The organism is Actinokineospora enzanensis DSM 44649 (genome assembly GCF_000374445.1).
In the GTDB taxonomy this organism is placed as follows: Bacteria; Actinomycetota; Actinomycetes; order Mycobacteriales; family Pseudonocardiaceae; genus Actinokineospora; species Actinokineospora enzanensis.
On the sequence record NZ_KB894414.1, the window covers coordinates 13,488 to 38,345 of the forward strand.

At 70.8% G+C, this 24,858-nt stretch carries 24 protein-coding genes; 11 read left to right on the forward strand and 13 right to left on the reverse strand.

Annotated features, from left to right (window positions below):
* Positions 1–13: 13 nt before the first annotated feature.
* From C503_RS0115910 to C503_RS0115920, 3 genes are all read left to right on the forward strand, one after another.
* The gene (locus C503_RS0115910) at positions 14–1,450 is read left to right on the forward strand and encodes a GuaB1 family IMP dehydrogenase-related protein (RefSeq protein WP_018683214.1); all 1,437 of its coding nucleotides are present in this window, start codon (positions 14–16) and stop codon (positions 1,448–1,450) included.
* A gap of 74 nt (positions 1,451–1,524) precedes the next feature.
* Complete coding sequence (locus C503_RS0115915; RefSeq protein WP_018683215.1) at positions 1,525–2,586, forward strand: ABC transporter ATP-binding protein; 1,062 nt, start codon at positions 1,525–1,527, stop codon at positions 2,584–2,586.
* Positions 2,583–3,380, forward strand: coding sequence for an ABC transporter permease (locus C503_RS0115920; RefSeq protein WP_018683216.1), 798 nt, complete (start codon positions 2,583–2,585; stop codon positions 3,378–3,380). The genes C503_RS0115915 and C503_RS0115920 overlap by 4 nt, the downstream gene beginning before the upstream one ends.
* Before the next feature lie 450 nt (positions 3,381–3,830).
* Here the strand turns inward: C503_RS0115920 and phoH2 are convergent, their stop codons facing one another.
* Both phoH2 and C503_RS0115930 read right to left on the reverse strand, forming a co-directional pair.
* Positions 3,831–5,213, reverse strand: a complete 1,383-nt coding sequence (phoH2, locus tag C503_RS0115925; protein ID WP_026316350.1) for an RNA 5'-3' helicase PhoH2 — start codon at positions 5,211–5,213, stop codon at positions 3,831–3,833.
* Positions 5,214–5,720: 507 nt separating this feature from the next.
* Complete coding sequence (locus tag C503_RS0115930; protein WP_033400669.1) at positions 5,721–6,497, reverse strand: isoprenyl transferase; 777 nt, start codon at positions 6,495–6,497, stop codon at positions 5,721–5,723.
* A gap of 49 nt (positions 6,498–6,546) precedes the next feature.
* On the opposite strand from C503_RS0115930, the gene C503_RS0115935 reads away from it, so the two are divergent.
* On the forward strand, positions 6,547–6,984 hold the full coding sequence (locus C503_RS0115935; RefSeq protein ID WP_018683219.1) for a CoA-binding protein: 438 nt from the start codon (positions 6,547–6,549) through the stop codon (positions 6,982–6,984).
* A gap of 101 nt (positions 6,985–7,085) precedes the next feature.
* On the forward strand, positions 7,086–7,709 hold the full coding sequence (trhA, locus tag C503_RS0115940; protein WP_033400678.1) for a PAQR family membrane homeostasis protein TrhA: 624 nt from the start codon (positions 7,086–7,088) through the stop codon (positions 7,707–7,709).
* Here the strand turns inward: trhA and C503_RS0115945 are convergent.
* From C503_RS0115945 to C503_RS0115955, 3 genes are all read right to left on the reverse strand, one after another.
* Positions 7,700–8,227 carry a GNAT family N-acetyltransferase gene (locus tag C503_RS0115945; protein ID WP_018683221.1) on the reverse strand — a complete coding sequence of 176 codons (528 nt, stop codon included), beginning with the start codon at positions 8,225–8,227 and terminating at the stop codon, positions 7,700–7,702. The two genes, trhA and C503_RS0115945, sit on opposite strands and share 10 nt — an antisense overlap.
* Positions 8,228–8,272: 45 nt before the next feature.
* Positions 8,273–8,818, reverse strand: coding sequence for a hypothetical protein (locus C503_RS0115950; RefSeq protein WP_018683222.1), 546 nt, complete (start codon positions 8,816–8,818; stop codon positions 8,273–8,275).
* Positions 8,819–9,278: 460 nt separating this feature from the next.
* A complete protein-coding gene (locus C503_RS0115955) occupies positions 9,279–11,264 on the reverse strand; it encodes a thioredoxin domain-containing protein (protein WP_018683223.1) in 1,986 nt (661 codons plus the stop codon).
* Positions 11,265–11,323: 59 nt separating this feature from the next.
* On the opposite strand from C503_RS0115955, the gene C503_RS0115960 reads away from it, so the two are divergent.
* Positions 11,324–12,664 (forward strand): 3' terminal RNA ribose 2'-O-methyltransferase Hen1, encoded by a 1,341-nt coding sequence (locus C503_RS0115960; RefSeq protein WP_018683224.1) that lies wholly within the window; start codon positions 11,324–11,326, stop codon positions 12,662–12,664.
* Positions 12,664–15,165: a polynucleotide kinase-phosphatase gene (locus C503_RS0115965; protein ID WP_018683225.1), complete on the forward strand. Its 2,502-nt coding sequence runs from the start codon at positions 12,664–12,666 to the stop codon at positions 15,163–15,165. Before C503_RS0115960 ends, C503_RS0115965 begins: the two co-directional genes overlap by 1 nt.
* Here C503_RS0115965 and C503_RS0115970 read toward each other — a convergent pair whose 3' ends face one another.
* The 4 genes from C503_RS0115970 to mca form a co-directional block, all read right to left on the reverse strand.
* A complete protein-coding gene (locus C503_RS0115970) occupies positions 15,166–16,050 on the reverse strand; it encodes an RNA polymerase sigma-70 factor (protein WP_033400679.1) in 885 nt (294 codons plus the stop codon).
* A complete protein-coding gene (locus C503_RS0115975) occupies positions 16,047–17,198 on the reverse strand; it encodes an NAD(P)/FAD-dependent oxidoreductase (RefSeq protein ID WP_018683227.1) in 1,152 nt (383 codons plus the stop codon). The genes C503_RS0115970 and C503_RS0115975 overlap by 4 nt, the downstream gene beginning before the upstream one ends.
* A gap of 87 nt (positions 17,199–17,285) precedes the next feature.
* Complete coding sequence (locus tag C503_RS0115980; RefSeq protein ID WP_018683228.1) at positions 17,286–17,630, reverse strand: hypothetical protein; 345 nt, start codon at positions 17,628–17,630, stop codon at positions 17,286–17,288.
* Complete coding sequence (gene mca / locus C503_RS0115985) at positions 17,627–18,508, reverse strand: mycothiol conjugate amidase Mca (protein ID WP_018683229.1); 882 nt, start codon at positions 18,506–18,508, stop codon at positions 17,627–17,629. Before mca ends, C503_RS0115980 begins: the two co-directional genes overlap by 4 nt.
* A gap of 130 nt (positions 18,509–18,638) precedes the next feature.
* Between mca and C503_RS0115990 the strand changes: the two genes are divergently transcribed.
* Positions 18,639–19,079 (forward strand): DUF4307 domain-containing protein, encoded by a 441-nt coding sequence (locus tag C503_RS0115990; RefSeq protein WP_018683230.1) that lies wholly within the window; start codon positions 18,639–18,641, stop codon positions 19,077–19,079.
* 172 nt (positions 19,080–19,251) lie between these two features.
* Positions 19,252–19,746, forward strand: coding sequence for a transcription elongation factor GreA (greA, locus tag C503_RS0115995; protein ID WP_018683231.1), 495 nt, complete (start codon positions 19,252–19,254; stop codon positions 19,744–19,746).
* Between the two features lie 71 nt (positions 19,747–19,817).
* Here the strand turns inward: greA and C503_RS0116000 are convergent, their stop codons facing one another.
* Together C503_RS0116000 and C503_RS0116005 are read right to left on the reverse strand one after the other, a co-directional pair.
* A complete protein-coding gene (locus tag C503_RS0116000; protein ID WP_156893257.1) occupies positions 19,818–20,630 on the reverse strand; it encodes a hypothetical protein in 813 nt (270 codons plus the stop codon).
* A gap of 26 nt (positions 20,631–20,656) precedes the next feature.
* Complete coding sequence (locus C503_RS0116005; protein WP_018683233.1) at positions 20,657–21,136, reverse strand: Lrp/AsnC family transcriptional regulator; 480 nt, start codon at positions 21,134–21,136, stop codon at positions 20,657–20,659.
* A gap of 171 nt (positions 21,137–21,307) precedes the next feature.
* Here C503_RS0116005 and hppD point away from each other — a divergent pair, with 171 nt between their 5' ends.
* Together hppD and C503_RS39560 are read left to right on the forward strand one after the other, a co-directional pair.
* A complete protein-coding gene (gene hppD / locus C503_RS0116010) occupies positions 21,308–22,510 on the forward strand; it encodes a 4-hydroxyphenylpyruvate dioxygenase (protein WP_018683234.1) in 1,203 nt (400 codons plus the stop codon).
* Positions 22,511–22,643: 133 nt separating this feature from the next.
* The gene (locus C503_RS39560) at positions 22,644–22,898 is read left to right on the forward strand and encodes a hypothetical protein (RefSeq protein ID WP_018683235.1); all 255 of its coding nucleotides are present in this window, start codon (positions 22,644–22,646) and stop codon (positions 22,896–22,898) included.
* 43 nt (positions 22,899–22,941) lie between these two features.
* Here the strand turns inward: C503_RS39560 and C503_RS0116020 are convergent, their stop codons facing one another.
* The gene (locus C503_RS0116020) at positions 22,942–24,099 is read right to left on the reverse strand and encodes a cystathionine gamma-synthase (RefSeq protein WP_018683236.1); all 1,158 of its coding nucleotides are present in this window, start codon (positions 24,097–24,099) and stop codon (positions 22,942–22,944) included.
* A gap of 93 nt (positions 24,100–24,192) precedes the next feature.
* Positions 24,193–24,852 (reverse strand): hypothetical protein, encoded by a 660-nt coding sequence (locus C503_RS43355; RefSeq protein WP_026316354.1) that lies wholly within the window; start codon positions 24,850–24,852, stop codon positions 24,193–24,195.
* Positions 24,853–24,858 lie beyond the last annotated feature (6 nt).

Sequence of the window (24,858 nt, forward strand, 5' to 3'; positions counted from 1 at the left end):
GTAACGTGGTTTCGTGCGCTTCTATCACGGCGAACCCGCCCATGACCTGACCTATGACGACGTCTTCCTGATGCCCGGCCGGTCCGCGGTGGCCAGCCGGTTCGACGTCGATCTGTCCACTTCGGACGGAACAGGCGCGACCATCCCGATCGTGGTGGCGAACATGACCGCGGTGGCGGGCAGGCGGATGGCCGAGACGGTAGCCCGGCGCGGCGGGCTCGTAGTGCTGCCGCAGGACGTCGACCCGCGCGCGGTGGGCGACATCGTGGACTGGGTCAAGGCGCGACACCGGGTGTGGGACACGCCGCTGGTGCTCGCCGCGAGCGACTCGGTGGCCGACGCGCTGAACCTGTTGCCCAAGCGGGCACACGGCGCCGTGGTCGTGGTGGACGCGGACGGCAAGCCGGTCGGCGTGGTGGACGAGGCCGCCTGCCTGGGCGTGGACCGGTTCACGCGGGTCGGCGAGGTGGCCGCGACGGACATCGTCACACTGTCGATCGACTCCGCCCCGCGCGAGGTGTTCGACGCCCTGCACGGCCGACCGTCCAAGATTGCCTTGGCGGTGGACGGTGCAGGCGTGCTGGCCGGGATCATGACCGAGGTGGGCGCGGTGCGGTCGGAGACCTACACGCCCGCGGCGGACGCGAAGGGCCGGTTGCGGGTGGCGGCGGCGATCGGCGTCAACGGCGACGTGGCGGCCAAGGCCGCGGCGGTGCTGGCGTACGGAGTGGACGCGTTGGTCGTGGACACCGCGCACGGGCACCAGGAGAAGATGGTGGCCGCGCTGCGCGCCGTGCGCTCGGTCGATCCCGCGGTGCCGGTGGTGGCGGGCAATGTGGTGACCCCGGAAGGCGTGCGGGACCTGGTCGAGGCGGGCGCCGACGTGATCAAGGTGGGAGTCGGGCCCGGAGCGATGTGCACGACCAGGATGATGACCGGCGTGGGCAGGCCGCAGTTCTCCGCGGTGGCCGAGTGTTCGGCGGCGGCGCGCGAACTCGGCAAGCACGTCTGGGCCGACGGCGGCGTGCGGCACCCGCGCGATGTGGCGCTGGCCTTGGCGGCAGGCGCGGCGAGCGTGATGGTCGGCTCGTGGTTCGCAGGCACGTTCGAATCGCCGGGCGATCTGCTGCGGGACGAGCAGGGCAGGCCGTACAAGGAGTCGTTCGGCATGGCATCGAAACGCGCGGTAACCGCGCGGACACGGTCCGACAACGGTTTCGACCGGGCCCGCAAGGCATTGTTCGAGGAGGGCATCTCCTCGTCGCGGATGCGGCTGGATCCGCAGGCCCCGGGGGTCGAGGACCTGCTGGACGCCATCTGCTCCGGCGTGCGCTCCGCGTGCACGTACGCGGGCGCGCGAACCGTGGCGGAATTCCACGAGCGCGCGGTTGTCGGCGTGCAGTCCGCGGCCGGTTTCGCCGAAGGGCGGCCACTTCCGTCCGGCTGGTGAAAGATTTCGCCCATGGCGTAGTCGGAAATGTCCGGAAGTCGCGGAAATCCCATTGACCATGACATTAAGGTGGAATGGTGAAAGCCGTCGAGGTCACCGACCTGGTGAAGGTGTACAAGAAAAATCCCAAACCCGCGGTGGACGGCCTGAGCTTCACCGCGGAGCCCGGTGAGGTGTTCGGCCTGCTCGGCCCCAACGGCGCGGGCAAGACCTCCACGATCGGGGTACTGACGACCCGGGTGCTGCCCACCTCGGGGACCGCGCGCGTCTACGGCGTCGACGTGCTGCGCGAGTCGCGCCGGGCGCGGCAGCTGCTGGCCGTGGTGCCGCAGCGCAACAACCTGGACCGCTCGCTGAGCATCCGGCAGAACCTGCTGTTCCACGCCGCCTACCACGGCGTCCCCCGGGCCGAGCGGACCGCGCGCGCCGACGAGATCCTGACCAGGATGGGCCTGGCCGACCGGGCCAAGGACCGGATCGAGATGGTGTCCGGCGGGCAGGCGCAGCGGATCATGATCGCCCGCGCGCTGATGCACCGGCCCAGGGTGATGTTCCTGGACGAGCCGTCCACCGGCCTGGACCCGCAGGCCCGGCTGTTCGTGCACGACCGCATCCGCGACCTGCGCGCCGAGGGCGTCACGGTCGTGCTCACCACGCACGACATGGACGAGGCGGGCAAGCTGTGCGACCGCATCGGCATCGTCGACCACGGCAAGCTGCTGGCCCTCGACACCCCGGCCGCGCTGACCCGTGGCCTGCCCGGCAGCACCACGGTGAGCGTCACGGTGAACCTTGTTGCCTCCGACGCGGAGGTCGTGGAGAAGGCGCTCGCGGGCATCGAGGGCGTGGAACGGGTCGAGAAGATCGCCGCCGCGGCAGGCGGTCCGCCCCCGGGCGCGCTGCCCGCGGGTCTGCCCCCGGCCGCGCTGGCCGCGATCGCGGCGAAGGCCGCCGAGTCCGCGGGTGCCGCGGGCACCGGCCAGTTCCGGCTCTACACCGGCCTGGACGCCGCGGTAATCCTGCCCGCCGTGCTGCGCGTGCTGGGCGACTCGGCCTGCGAGGTGACCGACCTGTCCATCGGCACCCCCAGCCTGGAAGACGTCTTCATCCACCTCACCGGACGGGAACTTCGATGACCACCGCCGTCGACACGCGGCCGAGCACCCCGCTGCGCACCTTCGGCTCGGTGCTGTGGCGGGACGTCTTCGTCACCGGCCGCGACCTGCTGCCGTTCCTCGCCCAGGTGATCGTCCAGCCGTTCTTCACCCTGTTCATCTTCGGCAAGGTGCTGACCAGCCTGGGCTACGTCGGCGGCAACTACGCCGCCATCCTGCTGCCCGGCATCGTCGCGCTGAACGGTTTCCTCGGCGCGCTGCAGAACACCACCATGCCGCTGATCCTCGACTTCTCCTGGACCCGCGAGATCGAGGACCGGCTGCTCGCCCCGATCCCGATCGCCTGGGTCGCGGTGGAGAAGATGCTGTTCGGCGCCCTGCGCGGCTTCGTCGCCGCCCTGGTGATGATCCCCATCGGCTTCCTCATCCTGGACGACGTGCACTGGCCTGCCGCCGCCTGGCTGCCGGTCCTGCTGATCGTCATCCTCGGCGCCCTCGTCGGCGCCGCCATCGGCATGACCATCGGCACGTCGGTACAGCCACGGCAGATCAACATCCTGTTCGCGGTGATCCTGATGCCGCTGATGTTCACCGGCTCCACCCAGTTCCCCTGGATGGGCCTGGCGCACCTGCGCTGGTTCCAGGTCATCTGCGCCCTGAACCCGCTCACGTACGTAAGCGAGGCGATGCGCGCGGAGCTGGTACCCCAGGTACCGCACATCGCGGTGTGGATCTGCCTGCTGGTCCTGGTCGCCGCCTGCGGCCTCTTCGGCACCCTCGGCATCCGCGGCTTCCTCCGCCGCGCTCTCGACTGACTTTCCCACCTCAAGATCCGCTGGCCGCCCACACCCGGGCGACCAGCGGATCTTCCTTTCCCACCCGGAAAACTTCCCCCATCCGAGCGACAGAAGTTATCCACAACCCACCCCTCCCCACCCCTCCCCCAAGATCCTTTTCCACCCCCACCCGATAGAATGGCCGAGGGGGATCCCCCTGGGAGCGGTGGGTTTTGTGTGGGGGACGGGCGGGGGATTGATCTCTAGCCACTTGGCCGAGCAACGATGTCCAGGTTCGCGCCCCGGGGGCCGATCACACCGTGGCGTGGGCCTCGTTCTCCCTGCTGATCCCGAGGTCGATGCAGAGCAGGCGAGAACGTACCGGCGATGCTTCGGTTCGCGCTGTCCCTTGTGGACCATCAGACACCGCGCGTGCTTGTCGGGTGGCGGCTCGACCGAACCGCCACCCGACAAGCGCGAACCCGCGAGCTACAGCGAGTGGTCCTCCAGCATCTCCGTCACCAGTGCCGCGATGGGCGACCGCTCCGACCGGGTCAGCGTCACATGGGCGAACAGCGGGTGGCCCTTCAGCTTCTCGATCACCGCCGCCACCCCGTCATGCCGTCCGACCCGCAGGTTGTCCCGCTGTGCCACATCGTGCGTCAGCACGACGCGCGATCCGGACCCCAACCTGGACAGCACGGTCAGCAGCACGTTGCGTTCCAGTGACTGCGCCTCGTCCACGATCACGAAGCTGTCGTGCAGCGAGCGGCCGCGGATGTGGGTCAGTGGCAGGACCTCCAGCATCCCCCGGTGCATGACCTCTTCGATCACCGGTTTGCCGACCAGCGCGCCCAGCGTGTCGAACACGGCCTGGGCCCAGGGCTGCATCTTCTCGCTCTCGGAGCCCGGCAGGTAGCCGAGGTCCTGGCCGCCGACCGCGTACATCGGGCGGAACACGATGACCCGCTTGTGCAGGTTGCGTTCCAGCACCGCCTCCAGCCCGGCGCACAGGGCGAGGGCCGACTTGCCGGTGCCCGCGCGGCCGCCGAGGGAGACGATGCCGATGTCCGGGTCGAGCAGCAGGTCGAGGGCGATGCGCTGTTCGGCGGAGCGGCCGTGCAGGCCGAACGCCTCGCGGTCGCCGCGGACCAGGCGGACCCGTTTGTCGGCGGTCACCCGGGCGAGGGCGCTGCTGGTGCCTGCCAGTAACCGCAGGCCGGTGTTGGTCGGCAGGTCGGCGACCGGGAAGCCGTGGTCGGCCAGGTCGATCGTGCCGTGCTCGGCGGCGAACAGGGCGTCGATGGCGTCGGCGGGGATCTCCAGGTCGGCGATGCCGGTCCAGCCGGACGGGGTGACCTCGCCCGCCCGGTACGCGTCCGCGTCCAGGCCGACCGAGCCCGCCTTGACGCGCAGCGGGATGTCCTTGGTGACCAGGGTGACCGCGAGGCCCTCGGCGGCCAGGTTGAGGGCGCAGGCGAGGATCCGGGCGTCGTTGCCCTCGGTGCGGAAGCCGGGGGGCAGTACCGAGGGGTCGGAGTGGTTGAGCTCCACGTGCAGGGTGCCGCCCGCGTCGCCGACGGGGATGGGCTTGTCGAGCCTGCCGTGTCGCAGCCGCATGTCGTCGAGCAGCCGGAGGGTCTCGCGGGCGAACCAGCCCAGCTCGGGGTGGTGCCGCTTGCCCTCCAGTTCGCTGATGACCACCAGCGGGACGACCACCGAGTGCTCGGCGAACCGGGTCAACGCCCACGGGTCCGACAACAGCACGGAGGTGTCGAGGACGTAGGTGCGCCGGGCTGAGTCGGCCTCCGGGGAGGCGGACGAGCCTGAGGAAAGGCCTGCGGTGCGCCTGGACGAACGCGAAGCTGTCACGGCAACTCCTCGCGGACACGGCACCGCGTCCGCTCCTCGGTGGGCCGGGCAACCGGCCCCTGGCTGGGTCGCTCGGGTATGACGCCGCACTGCCTACCGGCGTCCACCCCGCTTCCCACGGGGGCCGGGTGCCTGCCCCCTCGCGATAGTCACGCTCACGACCAGGGCCTCCCGGGTCGGCCCGCAGTGGACACGGTCCGACACTTCGAAAAGTACCTGCGGACTACGACAAACGGCACGCTGCCAACCCGGTGATTTTCTATTTCGTCATCATCGTGACATCCCGCAGCCACGCGACCGCGCCGCGTTATGCCCGTCCAGTCCACTTACCACAGTCCGTGACCTGCGGCAGCGCCCGTTCGGCCGTGATCGCCGAGTGGCCGGGGGCGGCCACCGCGCGTACTAGTGGCGGTGACGCCCCGTATCCGGCCTGCCGCACGACCGGAGGTCGCGGCGCGGCCGGGCGGAAAACGCCGTCGGACGTCCGAAATCGTTTACGCGGGCGGACTACGACCCGAAACGGCGGTGTCGTATTCCGTACGCGCGCAGTGCGCGGAGAAAGTCGGTGCGGCGGAAATCGGGCCAGTAGGCCTCGCAGAAGTGGAATTCCGAGTGCGCGGACTGCCAGAGCAGGAAGCCGGACAACCGTTGTTCACCGGAGGTTCGGATGACCAGATCGGGGTCCGGCTGCCCGGAGGTGTAGAGGTGTTCGGCGATGTGGTCGACGTCGAGCACCTCGGCCAGCTCCTCGATGCTGGTGCCCGCCTCGGCGTGCTGCTGCAACAACTTGCGCACCGCGTCCGCGATCTCACGCCTGCCGCCGTACCCGACAGCGATGTTGACCTGCATGCCTTCCCGGCCCGCCGCGCGCTCGGCGGCGGCCTGCAACCGGGTGGCGGTGTCCACCGGCAGGATGTCCTGCGCGCCGATGATGCGCAGCCGCCATGGCGCGCCCGGCTCGGCCAGCTCGTCCACCACGTCGCCGATGATCTCCAGCAGCGGGGCCAGCTCGGACTCGTCGCGGTTGAGGTTGTCGGTGGACAGCAGCCACAACGTGACCACCTCGACGCCTGCCTCGTCGCACCAGCCGAGCAAGTCGGCGATACGCCGGGCGCCGACCCGGTGGCCGTCGTTGACGTCGGTGAACCCCGCTTCGCGCGCCCACCGGCGGTTGCCGTCGAGCATCACCCCGACGTGTCGTGGGATGCGCCCGCCCGCCTGCTGGAAGAGCCGCTTCTCGTAGAGGCCGTACACGAGGTCGGCCACGCGCCTGCGGAGACTCACGGCCAACGAGAGTACGCCGCCCCCGGCCGAGTGGGGGCACACTAGGTGTGTGCACCGTACCGAGATCGATCCGATATGGCAGGACCTCGCGGTGATCGAACGCCTGGTCAGGGAATCGCGGGTGGTCGCGGTCGTCGGGTTGAGCGCGAACCCGGAGCGGCCCAGCCACGGCGTCGCGCGGTACCTGGTGTCGGCGGGCCTGACGGTGTACCCGGTCAACCCGGCGCTGACCGAGTGGGAGGGGCGGCCCGCGTACGCGTCGCTGGCTGACGTGCCCGAGCACATCGACATCGTGGACGTGTTCCGCAAACCGGAGCACGTGCCCGCCGTCGCGGCGGAGGCGATCGCGGTCGGCGCGGGCGCGCTCTGGCTGCAGTTGGGCGTCATCAACGACAACGCGGCGCGCGCGGCCGCCGATGCCGGGCTGGACGTGGTGATGGACCGGTGCCTGGGTGTCGAACACCGGGAGGTCGTCGGCTGGTCGTGACCCACGGCACAGTCACCCGGCGGAATAACCTACGGGCCCGTAACGTGGCGTACGTGACGGCAGCGACCCCCACCCGGCCGCGGGCCGGCACCAAGCCGCGGATGCGCGGCGTCATCCACCTCTGGTCGTTCTTCATCTCGATCGCCACCGGCGGCACGCTGATCTCGATGGCCGCCACCGTCTCGCCGACGGCGGCGCTCGCCACCTCGGTCTACGGCCTCACCGTGCTCGGCCTGTTCGGCGTCAGCGCGCTGTACCACCGGCGCTGGTGGACCACCGAGCGGGCGCGCACCATGATGAAGCGCCTCGACCACTCGATGATCTTCCTGTTCATCGCGGGCACGTACACCCCGTTCAGCCTGCTCGCCATGGACAAACCGACCGGCTACATCGTGCTGGCCATCGTCTGGGGCGGCGCGCTGCTCGGCGTCGGCCTCAAGCTCATCTGGCCGCACGCGCCGCGCTGGCTCGGCACCCCGATCTACCTCGCGCTCGGCTGGGTCGCGATCTTCGTGCTGCCGCAGCTGCTCTCGCACGCGGGTGTGGCCGCCCTGGTGCTGCTGCTCGTGGGCGGCGCGTTCTACACCGTCGGCGCCGTCTTCTACGCCACGAAGTGGCCGAACCCGTGGCCGCGCACCTTCGGCCACCACGAGTTCTTCCACGCCGCCACCGTGCTCGCGGCCGTCTCGCACTACGTGGCCATCTGGCTGGCGATCTACGCGTAGCGTTCGTAGTACTCGCGGGCGAGCATGCTCATCAGCACCATGTCGTACAGCTTGCCGTCGCGGCGGAACGCCTCGCGCGACCGGCCCTCCTCCACGAAGCCGATCTTGCGGTACACGTGCCGCGCGATCTCGTTGTCGGCGGCGACCCAGAGCTGGATCGCGTGCAGCCGCATGTCGTCGAACCCGAACTTGCACAGCAGCCGCAGGGCCTCGCTGCCGTAGCCCTCGTTGCGGCTCTCGCCGAAATAGATGTCGATCTCCGCGCGCCCGGTCTCCGGCCGCGCGTCGCGGAGGCAGACAATGCCGATGAATCGGTTGTCGGCGACGGTCTCGACGGCGAACCGGGTGCGCTCGTAGCTGTTCGGCGCCATGTCCTGCATGCGCTTGCGGATCTGCGCCAACGACTCCGGATACGACGTCTCCAGCCAGCGCATGGCCTCGGGGTCGTTGTGCCAACGCCACAACGCGTCGGCATCCTCGGGCTCGATCGCCCGCAATCGCACTCGCTCGCCGGTCATCACCGCCCCACCATGGCGGAAGGGCGGCGATGACGGCCACCGGTTTTACAGCTCGGGCCCCTTCGCCCGCAGGTCGTCGACCTTGCTCATCGCCTCGCGCAGCTCGCCAAGCCACGACTCGGCGTGCCTGCCGAGCAGCTTGACCGCCCAGGCGAGCGCGTCCGACCGCGACCGGGCGACACCCGCGTCCACCAGCGTGTCGAGCACGAGCCGCTCGGGCTGGCGCAGGCGGGTCATGACGGGGACCGAGAGCGTGGTGAACAACTCGCGGGTCTGACCGAGCTGGGCACCCCAGGCGACCTTGCGGTCGTAGCGGTACTCGGCCTGCCGCGCGATCTCGATCCGCTCCTCGCGCGTGTCCTCCCGCCACCGCGCGATCCGCCCGCTCTCGGCGGCCGCGCGGGCGGCGTCGTCGGAGTACTCGTCGGCGAGGTCGGGGAGGGTGCCGACGATCAGGATCTCCTCGCGGTCGACGGTGACCTCGGGCTGCTCGGTGAACCAGGTGTCGGGCAACCGCCCGGAGAACCAGGCGGCGGCGTCATCGGCGGACGGGACGTCGGCGCCCGCCCGGGGCCGCCAGTGCTTGCGCATGTCCACTCCCTTGCTTACATGATTACAGTACTGTCGACGTTACGCGCGTTGCTCGCGGTTATCCACAAGGTTCGCGATCCATCCACAGCCGCTCCGACACCCCTATTGACAGAACGTGATCTTGGTTAGGGTCGGAAGAGGTGGCGGCCCCCCAGGGAGGGCGGGTCGTAGGCAGGTGGGGGGTCGTTGCAACAGCAAGTGATCCACGAGGGCCGGAGAAGGTGAAGGAGAAACGGCGTTACGATCAACGACGCCGCAGGTCAGCAAGTATCTCGTCCCTGCATGCGGAGATGACCCGATCGAGATGCAGGCCGCGTCCTGCGCGCTCGAATCTCGTCCCCGCGTGCGGGGATGGTCCAAGCATGGTTTCCGACCCGGCCCGATGTACTGGGTCTATTCCTGGGACACCAGGGCTCTGGTCAGGATCGGGCAGGTCCAGCGCGCTTGCAGGCCATGTTGGTCAGGCAAGGGCTGCGATCAGTTCCTCAGCCGTGGTGACTGGGCGGTCGCAGATGTAGCCACGGCAGACGTAAGCGGCCGGTTGGCCGTCGACCAAGGGGCGGTCTGCCAGCAGGGGAGCTGAGTCTGGGGCGCCGGAAAGGATGACCGCGCCGCCAGGGGCGTGGGCGATCGCGGCGGCGAGTAGTTCGTCCGATGAGCCGACGATGGCTACCTGGATGGGGCCGGATTCCATGGCCTCGGCGACGGTGAGCCAGTGGCCAGCGAAGCGAGGGGCTCGGGCGGCCAACAAGCCGGTGCGGGCGACTGCTTCCGTGGCGGCAGTTGCGTAGCGGTCGGCGTCGGCAGGGCCCGCTAGGGCGCTGCCCAGGAGCAACGCACCCGCGAGGGCGGAAGCGCCGGAGGGGCTGGCGTTGTCGCCGGGGTCGGCGGGGCGCCAGACCAAGGGGGCGGCGTCGTCGGCGGTGTCGTGGTAGGCGCCGGGTGCGGTCGGGTCGGCGAAGTGGGTCAGGGCGGTGTCGAGGAGGGAGAGCGCTTCGGGGAGCCAGCGGCCGGTGGACTGGTGCAGGACCAGCAGGGCCTCGGCCAGGCAGGCGTAGTCCTCCAGGACGCCTGCGGCGGTGCCGACCGAGCCGTCGCGGGAGGTGCGGCGGAGGCGGCCGTCGACCAGGTGCAGGTCGAGCAGCAGGGTGGCGGCCTGTTCGGCGGCGAGGATCCAGGAAGGTTCGGCCAGGGCCACGCCCGCCTCGGCCAGGGCCGAGATGGCCAGGCCGTTCCAGGCCGTGACCACCTTGTCGTCACGACCGGGCTGCGGGCGGGTCGAACGGGCCGCCAGCAGCGCGGCCTTCACCCGGGTCCATCGGGCCAGGTCGTCCACGGGGCGCAGCAGGCGCAGGGTTGACGCGCCGTGCTCGAAAGTCCCGTCGGAGGTGACGCCCAGCAGGTCGGCCGCCCATGGGCCGTCTTCCGGACCGAGGGCCTCGGTCAGCTGCGCAGGGGTCCACACATAGGTCAGACCCTCGACGCCGTCGGTGTCCGCGTCCAGAGAAGCCGCGAAGCCGCCTGCCGGGGTGCGGAGGTCGTTGAGCAGGAAGTGGGCCGTGTCGCGGGCGACCTCGATGTACCGGGGGTTGCCGGTCCGGCGGGCGAGGTGTGCGTAGAAGCGCAGGAGCAGAGCGTTGTCGTACAGCATCTTCTCGAAGTGCGGCACCACCCATCCGGCATCCACGCTGTACCGCGCGAAGCCGCCCGCGAGCTGGTCGTTGAGCCCGCCATCGGCCATTGCCAGGGCCGATCCCTCCACAATGGAGAGTGCTTCCACCGAACCCGTGCGCTCGTGGTGGCGGAGCAGGAACTCCAGCACCATGGTCGGGGGGAACTTGGGCGCGCCGCCGAAACCGCCGTTGACGCGGTCGTATTCGCCCAGCAGCGAGGTGGCCGCGCCCGTCAGTGCCTCAGCATCCACAATGGACACTTCAAGCGGTCCGGTCTGGGCGCGCAGTTGGGTGACGATGCGCGAGCCTGCCTCGCGGACCTCGGCGTCGCGGCTGGTCCAGGCGTCGTGGACGGCTTCGAGGAGTTGGCGGAAGGAGGGCATGCCGGGGCGCGGGGTGGGCGGGTAGTAGGTGCCGCAGTGGAACGGCTCGGCGGCCGGGGTGAGGAAGCAGGTCATCGGCCAGCCGCCCTGGCCGGTCATGGCCTGGGTGGCGGTCATGTAGACGGCGTCGACGTCCGGGCGTTCCTCGCGGTCGACCTTGATGTTCACGAACGACTCGTTCATCAGCCGGGCCGTCTCGGCGTCCTCGAAGGACTCGTGGGCCATGACGTGGCACCAGTGGCACGCGGCGTAGCCGACGGATAGCAGGACCGGCACGTCGCGCGCGCGGGCCTCGGCGAAGGCCTCCGGGCCCCACTCCCACCAGTCGACCGGGTTGTCCTGGTGTTGGAGCAGGTAGGGGCTGGTCGATTCGCGCAGCCGGTTCGCCATGTGCCCAGCCTTCCATAAACCGAGGTGAGCGGGCCGCCGGGCTGAGCAACAATGCGACCGTGCTGATGACCCTGTCCACGACTGTGCACCCGGCGACCGACCTGGGATACCTGCTGTTCAAACACCCCGATCGGGCGCAGGAGTTCTCCGTGTCGGGCGGCACGGCGCATGTCTTCTACCCGGTGGCGACCGAGGAGGAGTGCACTGCCGCGCTGCTGCTCGATATCGACCCGGTCGCGGTGGCGCGGGACAAACACGGTGGTCGATACGTCGACGACCGGCCGTACGCGGCGGGTTCGATGTTGGCCGTGGCGTTGGGGGCGTTGTTCCGCACCGCGATGAACGGCCGCTGCGACGAGCGCCCCGAGTTGGCGGCGACGGCGATCCCGCTGCGTATCCACGTCCCGGCGGCGGCCTGTCTGGGTGGTCGCGAGTTGGCGGAGCGGTTGTTCGCACCGCTGGGGTGGCAGGTGGACGCGCGGTCGGTGCCGTTGGACCCGGCCTTCCCGGAGTGGGGCGACTCGCGGTACGTGGACCTGCGACTGGAGGGTGAGCTGCGGTTGGCCGACGCGCTGTCCCACCTCTACGTGCTGCTGCCGGTCATGGACGACAACAAGCACTACTGGGTCGGCGAGGACGAGGTGGCCAAGCTGGTCCGCGCGGGTGGCGACTGGCTACCCGTGCACCCCGAGCGCACCCTCATCAGTGCCCGCTACCTCGCCCACCAGTGCGGATACACGCGCTCGGCGCTGGCGCAGCTGGACGGCCCGGAGATCAGCGACACCGAGGAGACGACCCGGCCGCTGGCGGTCACGCGGCGGGAGACCGTGATGGCGACGCTGCGCGAGCTGGGCGCGCGAAGGGTTCTCGACCTGGGCTGCGGCGGTGGCGCGCTGCTGGCGGCGCTCGCCGAGGACCCGACGTTCACCGAGGTCACGGGCACGGATGTGGCCGCCGACGCGCTCGCGGCCGCCGAGCGGAAGCTGGCGCGGCTGCCGGATCGGGTGCGTGAACGGTTCACCTTGCGGCAGTCGTCGCTCACCTACACCGACCCGGGGCTGGCTGGGTTCGACGCGGCGGTGTTGATGGAGGTCGTGGAGCACCTGGACCCGAGCAGGCTGGCCGCGCTCGAACGGGCGGTGTTCGGCACCGCCCGGCCGACGCACGTCGTCGTGACCACGCCGAACTCCGAGTACAACGTGCTGTACCCGGCCTTGGCGGCGGGCCGCTTCCGGCACTCGGACCACCGTTTCGAGTGGACCCGCGCGGAGTTCCGCGCCTGGGCGGCGGCGGTCGCCGAGCGGCACGGCTACACCACGCGGTTCGGCCCGGTCGGCCCCGAGGACCTCGGTGTCGGCGCGCCGACGCAGCTCGCGGTGTTCTCCCGGACGGAGGCGTGATGGACCCGGACATGTCCCTGGTCGTGCTGGTCGGCGCGTCCGGCTCGGGCAAGTCGACCTTCGCGCGCAGGCACTTCGCGCCCACCCAGGTGCTCTCCAGCGACTTCTTCCGCGGCCTGGTCAGCGACGACGAGAACGACCAGGAGGCATCGGCCGACGCGTTCGACGCGCTGCACTATGTCGCGGCGAAGCGGCTGCGCGCGGGTCGGGTGACGGTGGTCGACGCGACCAACGTGAACTCGAAGCCGCGCGCGGACCTGGTGCGGTTGGCGCGCGAGCACAACGTGATGCCGGTGGCGATCGTGTTGAACGTGCCGGAGTCGGTATGCCTGCGGCGCAACGCCGAGCGCGCGGACCGGGACTTCGGTGCGCACGTGGTGAAACGGCAGGCGGACTCGCTGCGCCGGTCGCTGCGGCACCTGGCCAAGGAGGGCTTCCGCCGGGTGCACGTGCTGCGCGGCGAGGCCGAGGTGGACGCGGCCCGGATCGTGATGGAGCCGCTGCGCAACGACCTGCGCGCGGAGACCGGTCCGTTCGACGTGATCGGTGACGTGCACGGCTGCCGCGCCGAGTTGGAGGAGCTGCTCACCACGCTCGGCTACGCGATCGAGCGCGACGACGCGGGCCGCGCTGTCGGGGCCGCACACCCGGCCGGGCGGCGGGTGGTGCTGGTTGGCGACCTGGTGGACCGCGGGCCGGACACGCCGGGTGTGTTGCGGCTGGCCATGGGCATGGTCGAGGCGGGCACCGCGCTGGTGGTGTGCGGGAACCACGAGAGCAAGCTGGTTCGCGCGCTGCGCGGCAAACAGGTGACGATGAAGCACGGGATCGTCGAGTCGTTGGAGCAGCTGGGCGCGGAGGACCCCGATTTCGTCGCCCGCGCCGAGAAGTTCTGCGACGGGCTGTCCCCGCACTACCGGCTCGACGGAGGCAAGCTCGTCGTCGCGCACGCGGGTCTGCCGGAGCACTTCCACGGCCGGTCCGGTGGCACGGTCCGCTCGTTCGCGCTCTACGGCGACACCACCGGCGAGACCGACGAGTACGGCATGCCCGTGCGCTACCCGTGGGCCCGGGACTACCGCGGCCGCGCAATGGTCCTCTATGGACACACGCCGACCCCGGCGGCGGAGTGGGTCAACAACACCATGTGCCTGGACACCGGCTGCGTGTTCGGCGGGAAGCTCACCGCCTTGCGCTACCCGGAACGCGAGGTCGTCTCGGTTCCGGCGCAGCAGGTCTGGTACGAGCCGGTGCGCCCGCTCGGCCCGACGGCCGCCGATCGCGAACCGACCGCGTTGGCGCTGGACGACGTGATCGGCAAGCGGGTCGTGGAAACGGCCGTGCAGGGGCAGGTCACCGTGCGCGAGGACCAGGCCGCGGCGGCGTTGGAGGTGATGAGCCGGTTCTCGGTCGACCCGCGGTGGCTGGTGTACCTGCCGCCGACGATGTCGCCCGCGGCGACCGCGCAGGAAGGTGAGGTGCTGGAACACCCGCGCGAGGCGTTCGCGGGGTACGGCGCCATGCCGTTGCTGTGCGAGGAGAAGCACATGGGTTCGCGGGCGGTCGTGCTCGTGACCCGCTCCCCCGAGGTTGCCCCACGCCGCTTCGGCATCGAGGGTGATGGCGCGGTCTATACCCGCACCGGTAGGCCGTTCTTCGAGGACACGGCCAACAACGCGTTGCTCACCCGTGTGCGGGCCGCCGCCTCGGATCTGTGGGATGAACTGGAAACGGACTGGCTGCTGCTGGACGCGGAACTACTGCCGTGGAACGCCAAGGCGACAGACCTGATCACCCGCCAGTTCGCCGCCGTCGGCGCCGCAGCACACACCGCGCTGCCCGCGTCGGTCTCGGTCCTGGAGTCCGCGGCCGCGCGGGGCGTGGACGTCGCAGACCTGTTGGCACGAACGCGAACCCGGGTCGGCAACGCCGGTTTGTTCCGCGACGCCTACCGCCGCTACTGCTGGCCGACTACCGATCTCGACGGCGTCCGGCTCGCGCCGTTCCAGGTGCTCGCCGCCGAAAGCGGGACGTTCGAGACCCGCCCGCACGCCTGGCACCTGGACATCGCCGACCGTCTGCGCCGAGCCGACCCGGAGTTCTTCGTCGAGACCCGCCGCCTGGCGGTGGATCCGACCGATCCGGCCTCGGTCGCCGCTGGCGTCGCCTGGTGGGAGGACATGACCGCGTCCGGCGGCGAGGGGATGGTCGTCAAACCGGCGGCGAACCTCGTGCGCGACGGGCGGAAGGTGGCGCAGCCGGGCATGAAGGTCCGCGGGCGGGAGTACCTGCGGATCATCTACGGACCGGACTACACCGACCACCTCCCCCGGTTCCGCGACCGGAAGCTGGGCTTCAAGCGCTCGCTCGCCCTGCGCGAGTACGCGCTGGGTCTGGAGGCGCTGGCCCGGCTGACGCGCGGCGAGCCGCTGTGGCGGGTGCACGAGTGCGTGTTCGCCGTGCTGGCGTTGGAATCGGAGCCGGTCGACCCGCGGCTGTGATCAGGTCGGCAGCGCCCGGGGCGTGGTGGTCGCGCCCAGCTTGTCCGGGTTGGCGACGTTGTGGATGGCGGTGACGCGCCCGTCCTCGGCGAGATCGAAGGTGAGGGTCGCGATAACCCGGCCCGCGCCGGAGAACACGACCCCTGGCGCACCGTTCAGATCCACCAGCTGCACGGACATCTCCGCCGGGAGCACGCCCTGGTAGGGCCGGGTGGCGATGCCCGCGAACCAGGCCGCCACCCGATCGGCGCCGCTGACCGGCTTGACCGCCGCGCGGACCTTGCCGCCCCCGTCCGTCCACAGTGTCACGTCGGGGGCGAGCAGGTCCATCAGCTCGTTGATGTCACCGCCGCCGACAGCGGCCAGGAACCTCTCGGTGACCTCGCGCTGCCGGGCGCGGGTGGCGGTGAACCGGGGACGACGGGCCTGCACGTGCTCGCGGGCCCGGTGCGCCGCCTGCCGCACCGCGGTCTCGGTGCGGTCGACGGCGTCGGCGATCTCCGCGTGGCTGAAGCCGAACGCCTCCTTCAGCACGTAGACCGCGCGCTCGATGGGGCTCAGCGTCTCCAGGACCATGAGCAGCGCGATCGACACCGACTCCGCCACCTCGACCGTGTCCGGGTCGGTGCGCACCGGCTCCGGGATCCACGGACCGATATAGGTCTCGCGCCGGTGCTGGGCCGAGCGCAGCCGGTCGATGGCCGCGTTGGAGACGATGCGGACCAGGTAGGACTTGGGGTCCGCGACCTGCGACCGGTCCGCGGACAACCACTTCACCAGCGCGTCCTGCACCGCGTCCTCGGCGTCGGCCACCCTGCCCAGCACCCGGTAGGCCACGGAGAACAGCAGGTCACGGTGGTCGGCGAAGACCTCAGCGGTGGTCATCGCGTGTACCGCCCGCCGCGCCGCCACGCCAGCGATCCCGATGCCGGGAAGGTCAGCATGCGGCAGAACGACGGCCAAGGCGCTGAGCTCACCGTCTCCTTGTACCAAACCGCGCGGCGACCGGTCAGGCACAGCCGCTTCGGGGTGTCGTCGGGGTGGGTGAACTGCACGACGGCGTCGCCGCGGCCCAGGCTGACCGGGACGTGCAGGTAGCCGAACCGGAACGGCTTGGGCTCCTTGCCGCGCAGCTGCCGCTCGATCGACACGGCCGCGTGCACGCCGGTGGGCATGCCGCCCTGGCAGGTGCCGTGCAGCAGGCCGAAAGCCTGCTGCACGGCGGCAGCGTCGCCGACCGCGTACACGTCGGGGTGCGAGACCGAGCGCAGCGCGGGGTCGGTGATGATCCGGCCGCGTTCGTCCACATCGAACCCGGCGGCGGCCGCCAGCGGCGACACCCGCACACCGCTGGTCCACAACACCACGTCGACCGGCACTGTCGAGCCGTCGGCCAGCAGCAGCGAATCCGCCGCCACCTTGACGATCTCCACACCGGCACGCACCCGCACCCCGAGCCGGTCGAGCACGGCCTGAACGTGGTCCCGCGCCCGCGGGGCCAGCGTGGCCCCGGGCTCGTCCCGGCCCAGGAGCAGCACGTCCAGATCCGGGTACCGCTCGGCGATCTCGGCAGCGGCCTCGACCCCGGTCAGTCCCGTACCGCAGACGGCGACAGTGCCGCCCGCGCCCAGTCGGCGGGCCAGCGCCTCGGCGTCCTGGAGGCCGCCGAAGGTGTAGGCGTGCTCGTCGACGCCGGGCACCGTGGTGTCCGTGACGCCGCCCAGGGCGAACACGAGCGTGTCGTAGGTCAGCATCCGGTCGTCGTCGACGCGCACGGTCCGCGCGGCCGCGTCCACGGCCGTCACCCAGCCCGCGACGAACTCCACGCCGGTACCCGCCAGCAGCTCGGGCACCCGCAGGTCGGCCAGGTCCTGACCGGTCGCGGCCTGGTGCAGCCGCAGCCGTTCGGTGAACCGCTCGGTGGCGTTGACCAGGGTGATCCGCACGTCGTCCCGCCGCTTGGTGCGGCCAGCCAGGCTCACCGCCGCGGTCAGCCCCGCGTACCCGGCACCCAGGATCACGATCTCGCGCATCGGTCTCGCCTCTCTCTCGTCGAAGGACGAGCACATGACGAGACCGCGCGCGGCGGACGTGACCTCAGGTGACCGGGACCACAGGCGTCAGCTGACCGGCTTGGACGTGGCGTCCCCGTTCTCCGGCTTCTTCTCGGCGCTGTCCGCGCCGTCCGGGTCCGGAGTGCCCTCGGCGGACCGGGCACCCTCGGCCGGTTCGTCGAAGCTGGCCGGGAGCCGCTTGAGGTGCTTGGTCATCGAGCGGATCAGGAACGCGACCGCGACGAAGAACAGGACCAGGATCAGGAAGCCCAGCGGCGAGGACTTGCCGAAGTCCTCGCCCTGGCCGCCCTTGTCCGCGGGCCCCGGCGGCGGCGGGGTGACCGAGGTGGGCTGGGCGGCCACCGGGTCCGCCGCCGTGTACGGCAGGACGACGGCGAACGCGGCACTCACAACGTCACCTTCTCGCTGATGCCGGAGAACAGGTCGTCCTCGGGCAGCGTGCTGTCGACCAGCGAGCGCACCAGCTCGTAGTCCTCGTACGGCCACACCGAGCGCTGGATGTCCAGCGGCACGGCGAACCAGCGGCTGTTCGGGTCGATCTGGGTGGCGTGCGCGAGCAGCGCGGCGTCCCGGGTCTCGAAGTGGTCCGCGCACTCGATCCTGGTGGTGATCCGGTGCGCGTTGTCGCCCCGGTCGGCGGGCCAGTTGGCCAGCCACTCCTCGTACGGCGACTCCAGCCCGGCGGCCAGCAGGGCCTCGTGCATGGCGACCAGCCGGGCCCGGGAGAAGCCGTGCATGTAGTACAGCTTCAGCGGGGTCCACGGCTCGCCCTCGGCCGGGTGCAGGTCGGGATCGCCCGCGGCATCGAACGCGGCCATCGAGACCTCGTGGCACCGGATGTGGTCGGGGTGCGGGTAGCCGCCGTTCTCGTCGTAGGTGAGCACGACGTGCGGCTTGAACTCGCGGATGGCCCTGACCAGCGGCGGGACCGACTCTTCCAGCGGCACCAGCGCGAAGCAGCCATCGGGCAGCGGCGGCTTCGGGTCGCCCTCGGGCAGCCCGGAGTCGACGAAGCCAAGCCAGCGGTGCGCGACCCCGAGGATCTCGGCCGCCTTGGCCATCTCCTGCCTGCGCACGGCCGGGATGTCGGCGACGACCTCGGGCCGGTCCATGGCCGGGTTGAGGATGTCGCCGCGTTCCCCACCGGTGCAGGTGACCACCATGACCTCGTGGCCTGCGGCCACGTACTTGGCCATCGTGGCCGCGCCCTTGCTCGACTCGTCGTCCGGGTGGGCGTGCACCGCCATCAACCGCAGCTTCTCGGACATGGTCCTCCTCGGCCCCCTCCTGGTCCTGGGTCCGCCCCCGGGGCGGATACTCGACCCCGGATAGCCAGAACGCACCGGGTCGGGCCCATTGTTCCCGCCGGTCGGACAACCGCCGCCAGGAGGCCCCGCGATGACCGTGCCCGGTCGCGAACTGCCGGAGGGCCGCTACGGCGCGCCCAAGGCCCGGCGGTCCCGCCGGACCGCGCTGGTGCTGACCGTCTGCGGGGTGCTGGCGGGCGGGTTCGTCGCCTACCTCGGGTACGTGAACCTGGGCTCCGCGCCGATCGAGGCCGAGCGGGCCGGGTTCAGCGGGGAGCCGGGCAACCGGATGCGGATGACCTTCGACGTGACCAGGCAGACCCCGGACCGGCCCGCCGTGTGCGTGGTGCGGGTGCGCGGCGCGGACGGTCAGGAGAGCGGGCGCAAGGAGGTGTACGTGCCGCCGGGCGGCCGGTCGACGCGGCTGACGACGGTGGTGCGCGGCACGTCCGAACCGGTGACGGCGGACGTGTTCGGGTGCTCCTATCAGGTGCCGGTTTACCTGTCCACATCCCAGCCGCCAACGGGGTGAACTACACTGTTGAACAGTGCGAACCGGATATTTCCGGCGCTTTAGCACGCCTGTTCGTGGTACCCTCGTAGACCTGCACGGCCCCTAGGCGGGCCGTGTTTTTCCATTCCGGGTGCACTACGGCCCGGGACGCCGACCCGTAACCACGGGCCCGGAGTACGACGAGGAGTTGGTGACCGTGAGCGACACCCAGGTGACCTGGTTGACCCAGGAGGCCTACAACCGGCTCAAGCACGAGCTCGACGAGCTGATTGAAAACCGCCCGGTCATCGCGCAGAAGATCAACACCAGCCGCGAGGAGGGTGACCTCAAGGAGAACGGTGGTTACCACGCGGCCCGCGAGGAGCAGGGCCAGCAGGAGGCGCGCATCCGCCACCTGCAGGAGCTGCTGCGCGGTGCCAAGGTCGGCGAGGCTCCCGCCAACGACGGCATCGCCGAGCCGGGCATGGTGCTGACCGTCAGGTACGAGGGCGACGACGACGAGGAGCGGTTCCTGCTGGCCACCCGCGAAGAGGGCGGCGAGGGTGAGCTGGAGGTCTACTCCCCCGAGTCGCCGCTTGGCCGCGCCCTGCTCGGTGCCAAGGAGGGCGAGACCCGCGAGTACGAGCTGCCCAACGGCAAGACGCAGAAGGTCACCCTGCGCAAGGCGGTCCCCTACGGCGGCTGAGACCTGATCTCGACGTGCGCGAAGGACCGGTCCCCGGGTGCCGCTGGGGGCCGGTCCTTTTGCTTCCGGTCTCAGCCCCGCCAGGGCGGCGGAGTGCGCACGACCGCCCGGCAGTCCGGAGTGCCGGGCGGGCCGCCCAGGACCAACGTGACCAGCGGGCGTTCCCACCAGTCCGCGCGGTCGTCGCAGGGGACCCGGAACGACAGGTCCGCGTTCCACAGGTTCTCCACCTGGCCCGCGTGGTCGACCACCGTGGTCACCTGGTCGCCCGCCTGCACGACGTAGAAGATCTCCACGCGTTGGCCGGGCGCCACGCCGATCACCTCGACCGGTAAGCCGCTCACCACTACGTTCCGCGCCGCGTCCGCGAGCCCCACGGACCCATCCACGACCTGGGCCGACGTCAGCAGGCTGACCGCCAGGCCCATCACCGTCGTCAATCCCCGCTCCAGCCACGGCGACGCCCCGATCCACTCACCTTCGGACTTCCGCCGCGCGCGGACCACCGCGACACCACCCGCCACCAGCGCGAGCGCCGGAACAACCCACAACGTGACACCGACCGGCGTGGTGGTGGCGAGCAGCAGCGCGCCCACGGCGACCGCCGCCAGGGCCGTGCCCCCGTGCAGGCCCTTGCCGATGCGGATCGCGAGCAACACGAGCACGACAGTGACGAACACCGACAACAACGGGCTCACCACGACGACCCACAGCCCGATGAGGTCGCCGCGCGCCCCCAGCACGCGCAGCAGCACGGGATCGTTCGCGAGAACCAGCAACATCAGCACGACGAACGTCGGCACAGTCGCCAGCAGCGCGGAGTTCCACTCGGCCCGCGCCTCGGACACCCCAGCGGACCGGTCGGGCTTGGACTCAGTCGTCACGGCCCTGATCATGGACCACTCGGCCGCTAACCCTGCACGGCGCGTTCCAGCAGCGGCCGGACGCGGGTCGGGACCGGCGTCGACAGCGCGATGGCGGTCGATGTCCGGCGGACCCACTCCACGTCGACCACCGCGTCGATCACCCGCTGCAGGTCGTCGTTGTCCCGGGCCACCATGCGGACCAGGAGGTCGCCCTGCCCGGTGGTGGCGTGCACCTCGCAGACCTCCGCGATCGCCCGCAGCCGCTCCGCGACCTCGCTGCGCCTGCCCTGGGCGATCTCCAGCACGGCGAACGCGGTCAGCCCGTAGCCCATCGCGGCCAGGTCGACCGCGGGCGGGAAGCCGGTCAGCACGCCGCGCCGCTCCAACCGGTCCATCCGGGCCTGCACGGTGCCGCGGGCGACGCCGAGCCTGCGCGAGCACTCCAGCACGCCGAGCCGGGGCTCATCGGTGAGCAACAACAGCAGGCGCGCGTCGAGGGCGTCCAGGTCGGTCTCCTCCGGCACCCGCCACCTCCTGGTCAGAGTGTCCACTTTGTCGAACACTACCGGTTAAACACTAGGCATTGTGTCCAGCAAAATCAGTGTCTCTTGCACAGTATGCCCGGTGGATTCCATCCTCGTTGTACCGCAGAGATGTATCGCAGAGTCAAAGCCGACCGGACGCAGGAGGAGCACATGACGGGGACGCTCGGACGCAACGAGCAGGGCCTGGACGAGGTGAGCTACGACCAGCTCCGCCAGCTCGTCGGCCTGGTCGAGTACGACGAGTCCCGGGACCCGTTCCCGGTCCGGGCGATGGACGCGGTGGTCTTCGTGGTCGGCAACGCGACCCAGACCGCGCTGTTCTACCAGTCCGCGTTCGGCATGACCCAGGTCGCGTACTCCGGTCCGGAGACCGGCAACCGCGACCACAAGGCGTACGTGCTGACCTCCGGCTCGGCCCGGTTCGTGATCAAGGGCGGGGTGGACCCGAAGAGCCCGCTGCTCGACCACCACCGCGAGCACGGCGACGGCGTCGTCGACCTCGCGCTGGAGGTCACCGACGTGGACAAGTGCCTGGAGCACGCCCGCGGCGAGGGCGCGATCGTGCTGGAGGAGGCGCACGACGTCACCGACGAGCACGGCACCATCCGGGTCGGCGCCATCGCCACCTACGGCAAGACCCGGCACACCCTGGTCGACCGCTCCCGCTACAACGGCGTCTACCTGCCCGGCTACGTCGCCAAGGCGGGCGCGTACACCAAGCCCGCAGGCGCGCCGAAGCGCGTCTTCCAGGCCGTCGACCACTGTGTCGGCAACGTCGAGCTGGGCAAGATGGACTACTGGGTGGCCTGGTACAACCGGGTCATGGGCTTCGTCAACATGGCGGAGTTCGTCGGCGACGACATCGCCACCGAGTACTCGGCGCTGATGAGCAAGGTGGTGGCCAACGGCAACCACCGGGTCAAGTTCCCGCTCAACGAGCCCGCGGTCGCGCAGAAGAAGTCGCAGATCGACGAGTACCTGGAGTTCTACGGCGGCCCCGGCTGCCAGCACATCGCGCTGGCCACCAACGACATCATCGCCACCGTGCAGGCCATGCGCGCCGCGGGCGTGGAGTTCCTGGACGTGCCGGACTCCTACTACGAGGACCCGGAGCTGCGCGCGCGCATCGGCAACGTGCGGGTGCCGATCGAGGTGCTCAAGGAGAACGCCATCCTGGTCGACCGGGACGAGGACGGCTACCTGCTGCAGATCTTCACCAAGCCGACCGGCGACCGGCCGACGGTGTTCTACGAGATGATCGAGCGGCACGGCTCGCTCGGCTTCGGCAAGGGCAACTTCAAGGCCCTGTTCGAGGCGATCGAGCGCGAGCAGGACCGGCGCGGCAACCTGTAGGCACTACCCGAACGCCCGTGTGGCCCCCGTCGGTTTTCTCCCGGCGGGGGCCACACTCAGCTACTCCTCAGGTACGCGCCGGACCGGGCGGGTACGCTCGGCAGAGGGCGTATCCATCAGGGGAGAAACTTTCATGGCCGGCACACGGAAGAAGCAGGCGATGCCGCTCGCCGGTGCCCTGGCCGCGGCGCTCGTGCTCGCCGGTACGGCGGTCTTCACCGTGAGCAACGCGGGCTGCGCGAGCGCGGGCGAGTACGTCCAGCACGACGGTCAGGTGGAGCTGGTCGGCGGGTGCGTCGACCCGGCCGACCTGCCGCCCGCCCCCGGCACCCAGCCCGCGGGCACGCCCGGCCGCGCGGTGGACCGGTTCCACCAGATCAGCCCGTAGGCGTCCCCGGCGGCCCCGGCCCCGCGGACCGTGCCTTCTCAGCTCAGCCCAGTGCGGTGAGCAGGTCGTCGACCAGGTCGGTGGCGTCCTCGATGCCCACCGACAGCCGCAGGACGTCGCCGGAGACCTGCAGCGGCGAACCGGTGGTGCTGGCGTGGGTCATCTTCCCCGGGTGCTCGATCAGCGACTCGATGCCGCCGAGCGACTCGCCCAGGATGAACAGCTTGGTGCGGCTCGCGATGGCCAGCGCCTCAGCCTCGCCGCCCGCCACGCTGAACGACACCATGCCGCCGAACCGGCGCATCTGCTTGGCCGCGGTCTCGTGGCCGGGGTGCTCGGCCAGGCCCGGGTAGTAGACCTTGGTGACCTTGGGGTGCCCGACCAGCGCCTCGACCACCCGCTCGGCGTTGTCGCTGTGCCGCTCCATGCGCAGCGCCAGCGTCTTCGCGCCGCGCAGCACCAGCCACGAGTCGAACGGGCCGGGCACACCGCCGACCGCGTTGCGCAGGAAGAAGAACTGCTCGCGAAGGTCGTCGTCCGAGGTGACCAGGGCGCCGCCGACGACGTCCGAGTGGCCGCCGAGGTACTTGGTGGTGGAGTGCAGCACCACGTCGGCGCCGAGGCCGAGCGGGGACTGCAGGTACGGGGTGGCGAAGGTGTTGTCGATGACCAGCTTCACGCCGGACTCGGCGGCCACCCCGGCCAGCGCGGCGATGTCGATGATGCCCAGCAGCGGGTTGCTCGGCGTCTCCGCCCAGATGACCTTGGTGTTCGGCCGGATCGCGGCCCGGGTGGCGGTCGGGTCGGCCAGGTCGACCGCGGTGTGCTCGACGCCCCACAGCTTGAGGACCTTGTCCAGCAGCCGGAACGTGCCACCGTAGGCGTCGCCGCCGAGGATGACGTGGTCGCCGGGGCGGGTGAGGGCGCGCAGCGCGGTGTCCGCGGCGGCCATGCCGGAGCCGAAGGCGAGCGCGTGCTTGGCGCCCTCCAGCGCGGCGAGCGCCTCCTCCAGCGCGGTGCGGGTGGGGTTGGCCGTTCTGGAGTACTCGTAGCCGCCCTCGCGCAGCCCGCCGACGCCGTCCTGGGCGAAGGTGGAGGTGGCGTAGATCGGCACGATCACCGACCCGGTGCGCGGGTCCGGCGCCTGACCTGCGTGGATCGCCCGGGTCTCGAAGCCCCAGCGGGAGGTGTCCTCAGCCATGCCCCCAGGCTACGGCCGGCGACCGACTCGACCAGCATGTGGGAGTCATCCCACGATGAGGAATAACCGGCCGCCGACCTGGGCGCGGGTGGCTCAGTAGGGCTGCGGGTAGGCGGCGTGCCTGGCCCGGAACCACCGGAAAGTGGTGGGCAGCGCGCAGAACACGATCGTCAGCGGGGCCACGACCAGCCCGACCGCGAGCAGCGAGGCCCAGGCGACCTTGAACTTGAACAGCGCCTCCAGGAAGGTGCCGAGGTCCATGCTCACGCCGCGGAAGGAGTACATCTCGGAGATCATCGGCTCCAGCACGATCGACAGCGCGCCGAGGGCGGCGGCGATCAGTGCGAGCACCGCGCCCGCGGTCTGCCTGGCGAAGATCAGGATGGCGCCGAGCAGTGCCAGGGCCGCGAGCGCGAACCGTCCATAGAGGATCGCGGCGGCACCGCCGGGCAGGTTGCCGAGATCGAACGGCACGTCGCTGAGGAACGCCACACCCGCGCCGCCGAGGCACACCGCCACCGCGAGCGACAGGATGCCCGCAATGATCGCCGTCGCCGAGGACGCGGACGGCTGCGGGTAGCCGCCACCCTGGGCCGGGTAGCCGTATTGCTGTTGCTGCGGGTATGGCTGCGCGTACGGCTGGCCCGGCGCGGCGAACCCGGGCGGCGGGGTCTGCGGCGGCGCGTAGCCCGGGTAGCCCTGGGGCTGCTGTTGCCCCGGGTAGCCACCGGGACCCTGCTGCGGATAGCTCATGTCTTC

What these genes read in the sequence shown, in the direction of transcription:
- C503_RS0115915 (WP_018683215.1), top strand. Translation starts at nt 1,525, where the DNA reads ATGGTGAAAGCCGTCGAGGTCACCGACCTGGTGAAGGTGTACAAGAAA.
- C503_RS0115920 (WP_018683216.1), top strand. Translation starts at nt 2,583, where the DNA reads ATGACCACCGCCGTCGACACGCGGCCGAGCACCCCGCTGCGCACCTTC.
- trhA (WP_033400678.1), top strand. Translation starts at nt 7,086, where the DNA reads ATGCGCGGCGTCATCCACCTCTGGTCGTTCTTCATCTCGATCGCCACC.
- C503_RS0115945 (WP_018683221.1), bottom strand. Translation starts at nt 8,227, where the DNA reads ATGACCGGCGAGCGAGTGCGATTGCGGGCGATCGAGCCCGAGGATGCC.
- C503_RS0115950 (WP_018683222.1), bottom strand. Translation starts at nt 8,818, where the DNA reads ATGCGCAAGCACTGGCGGCCCCGGGCGGGCGCCGACGTCCCGTCCGCC.
- C503_RS0115955 (WP_018683223.1), bottom strand. Translation starts at nt 11,264, where the DNA reads ATGGCGAACCGGCTGCGCGAATCGACCAGCCCCTACCTGCTCCAACAC.
- C503_RS0115965 (WP_018683225.1), top strand. Translation starts at nt 12,664, where the DNA reads ATGGACCCGGACATGTCCCTGGTCGTGCTGGTCGGCGCGTCCGGCTCG.
- C503_RS0115970 (WP_033400679.1), bottom strand. Translation starts at nt 16,050, where the DNA reads ATGACCACCGCTGAGGTCTTCGCCGACCACCGTGACCTGCTGTTCTCC.
- C503_RS0115975 (WP_018683227.1), bottom strand. Translation starts at nt 17,198, where the DNA reads ATGCGCGAGATCGTGATCCTGGGTGCCGGGTACGCGGGGCTGACCGCG.
- mca (WP_018683229.1), bottom strand. Translation starts at nt 18,508, where the DNA reads ATGTCCGAGAAGCTGCGGTTGATGGCGGTGCACGCCCACCCGGACGAC.
- C503_RS0115990 (WP_018683230.1), top strand. Translation starts at nt 18,639, where the DNA reads ATGACCGTGCCCGGTCGCGAACTGCCGGAGGGCCGCTACGGCGCGCCC.
- hppD (WP_018683234.1), top strand. Translation starts at nt 21,308, where the DNA reads ATGACGGGGACGCTCGGACGCAACGAGCAGGGCCTGGACGAGGTGAGC.
- C503_RS39560 (WP_018683235.1), top strand. Translation starts at nt 22,644, where the DNA reads ATGGCCGGCACACGGAAGAAGCAGGCGATGCCGCTCGCCGGTGCCCTG.
- C503_RS0116020 (WP_018683236.1), bottom strand. Translation starts at nt 24,099, where the DNA reads ATGGCTGAGGACACCTCCCGCTGGGGCTTCGAGACCCGGGCGATCCAC.
- C503_RS43355 (WP_026316354.1), bottom strand. Translation starts at nt 24,852, where the DNA reads ATGAGCTATCCGCAGCAGGGTCCCGGTGGCTACCCGGGGCAACAGCAG.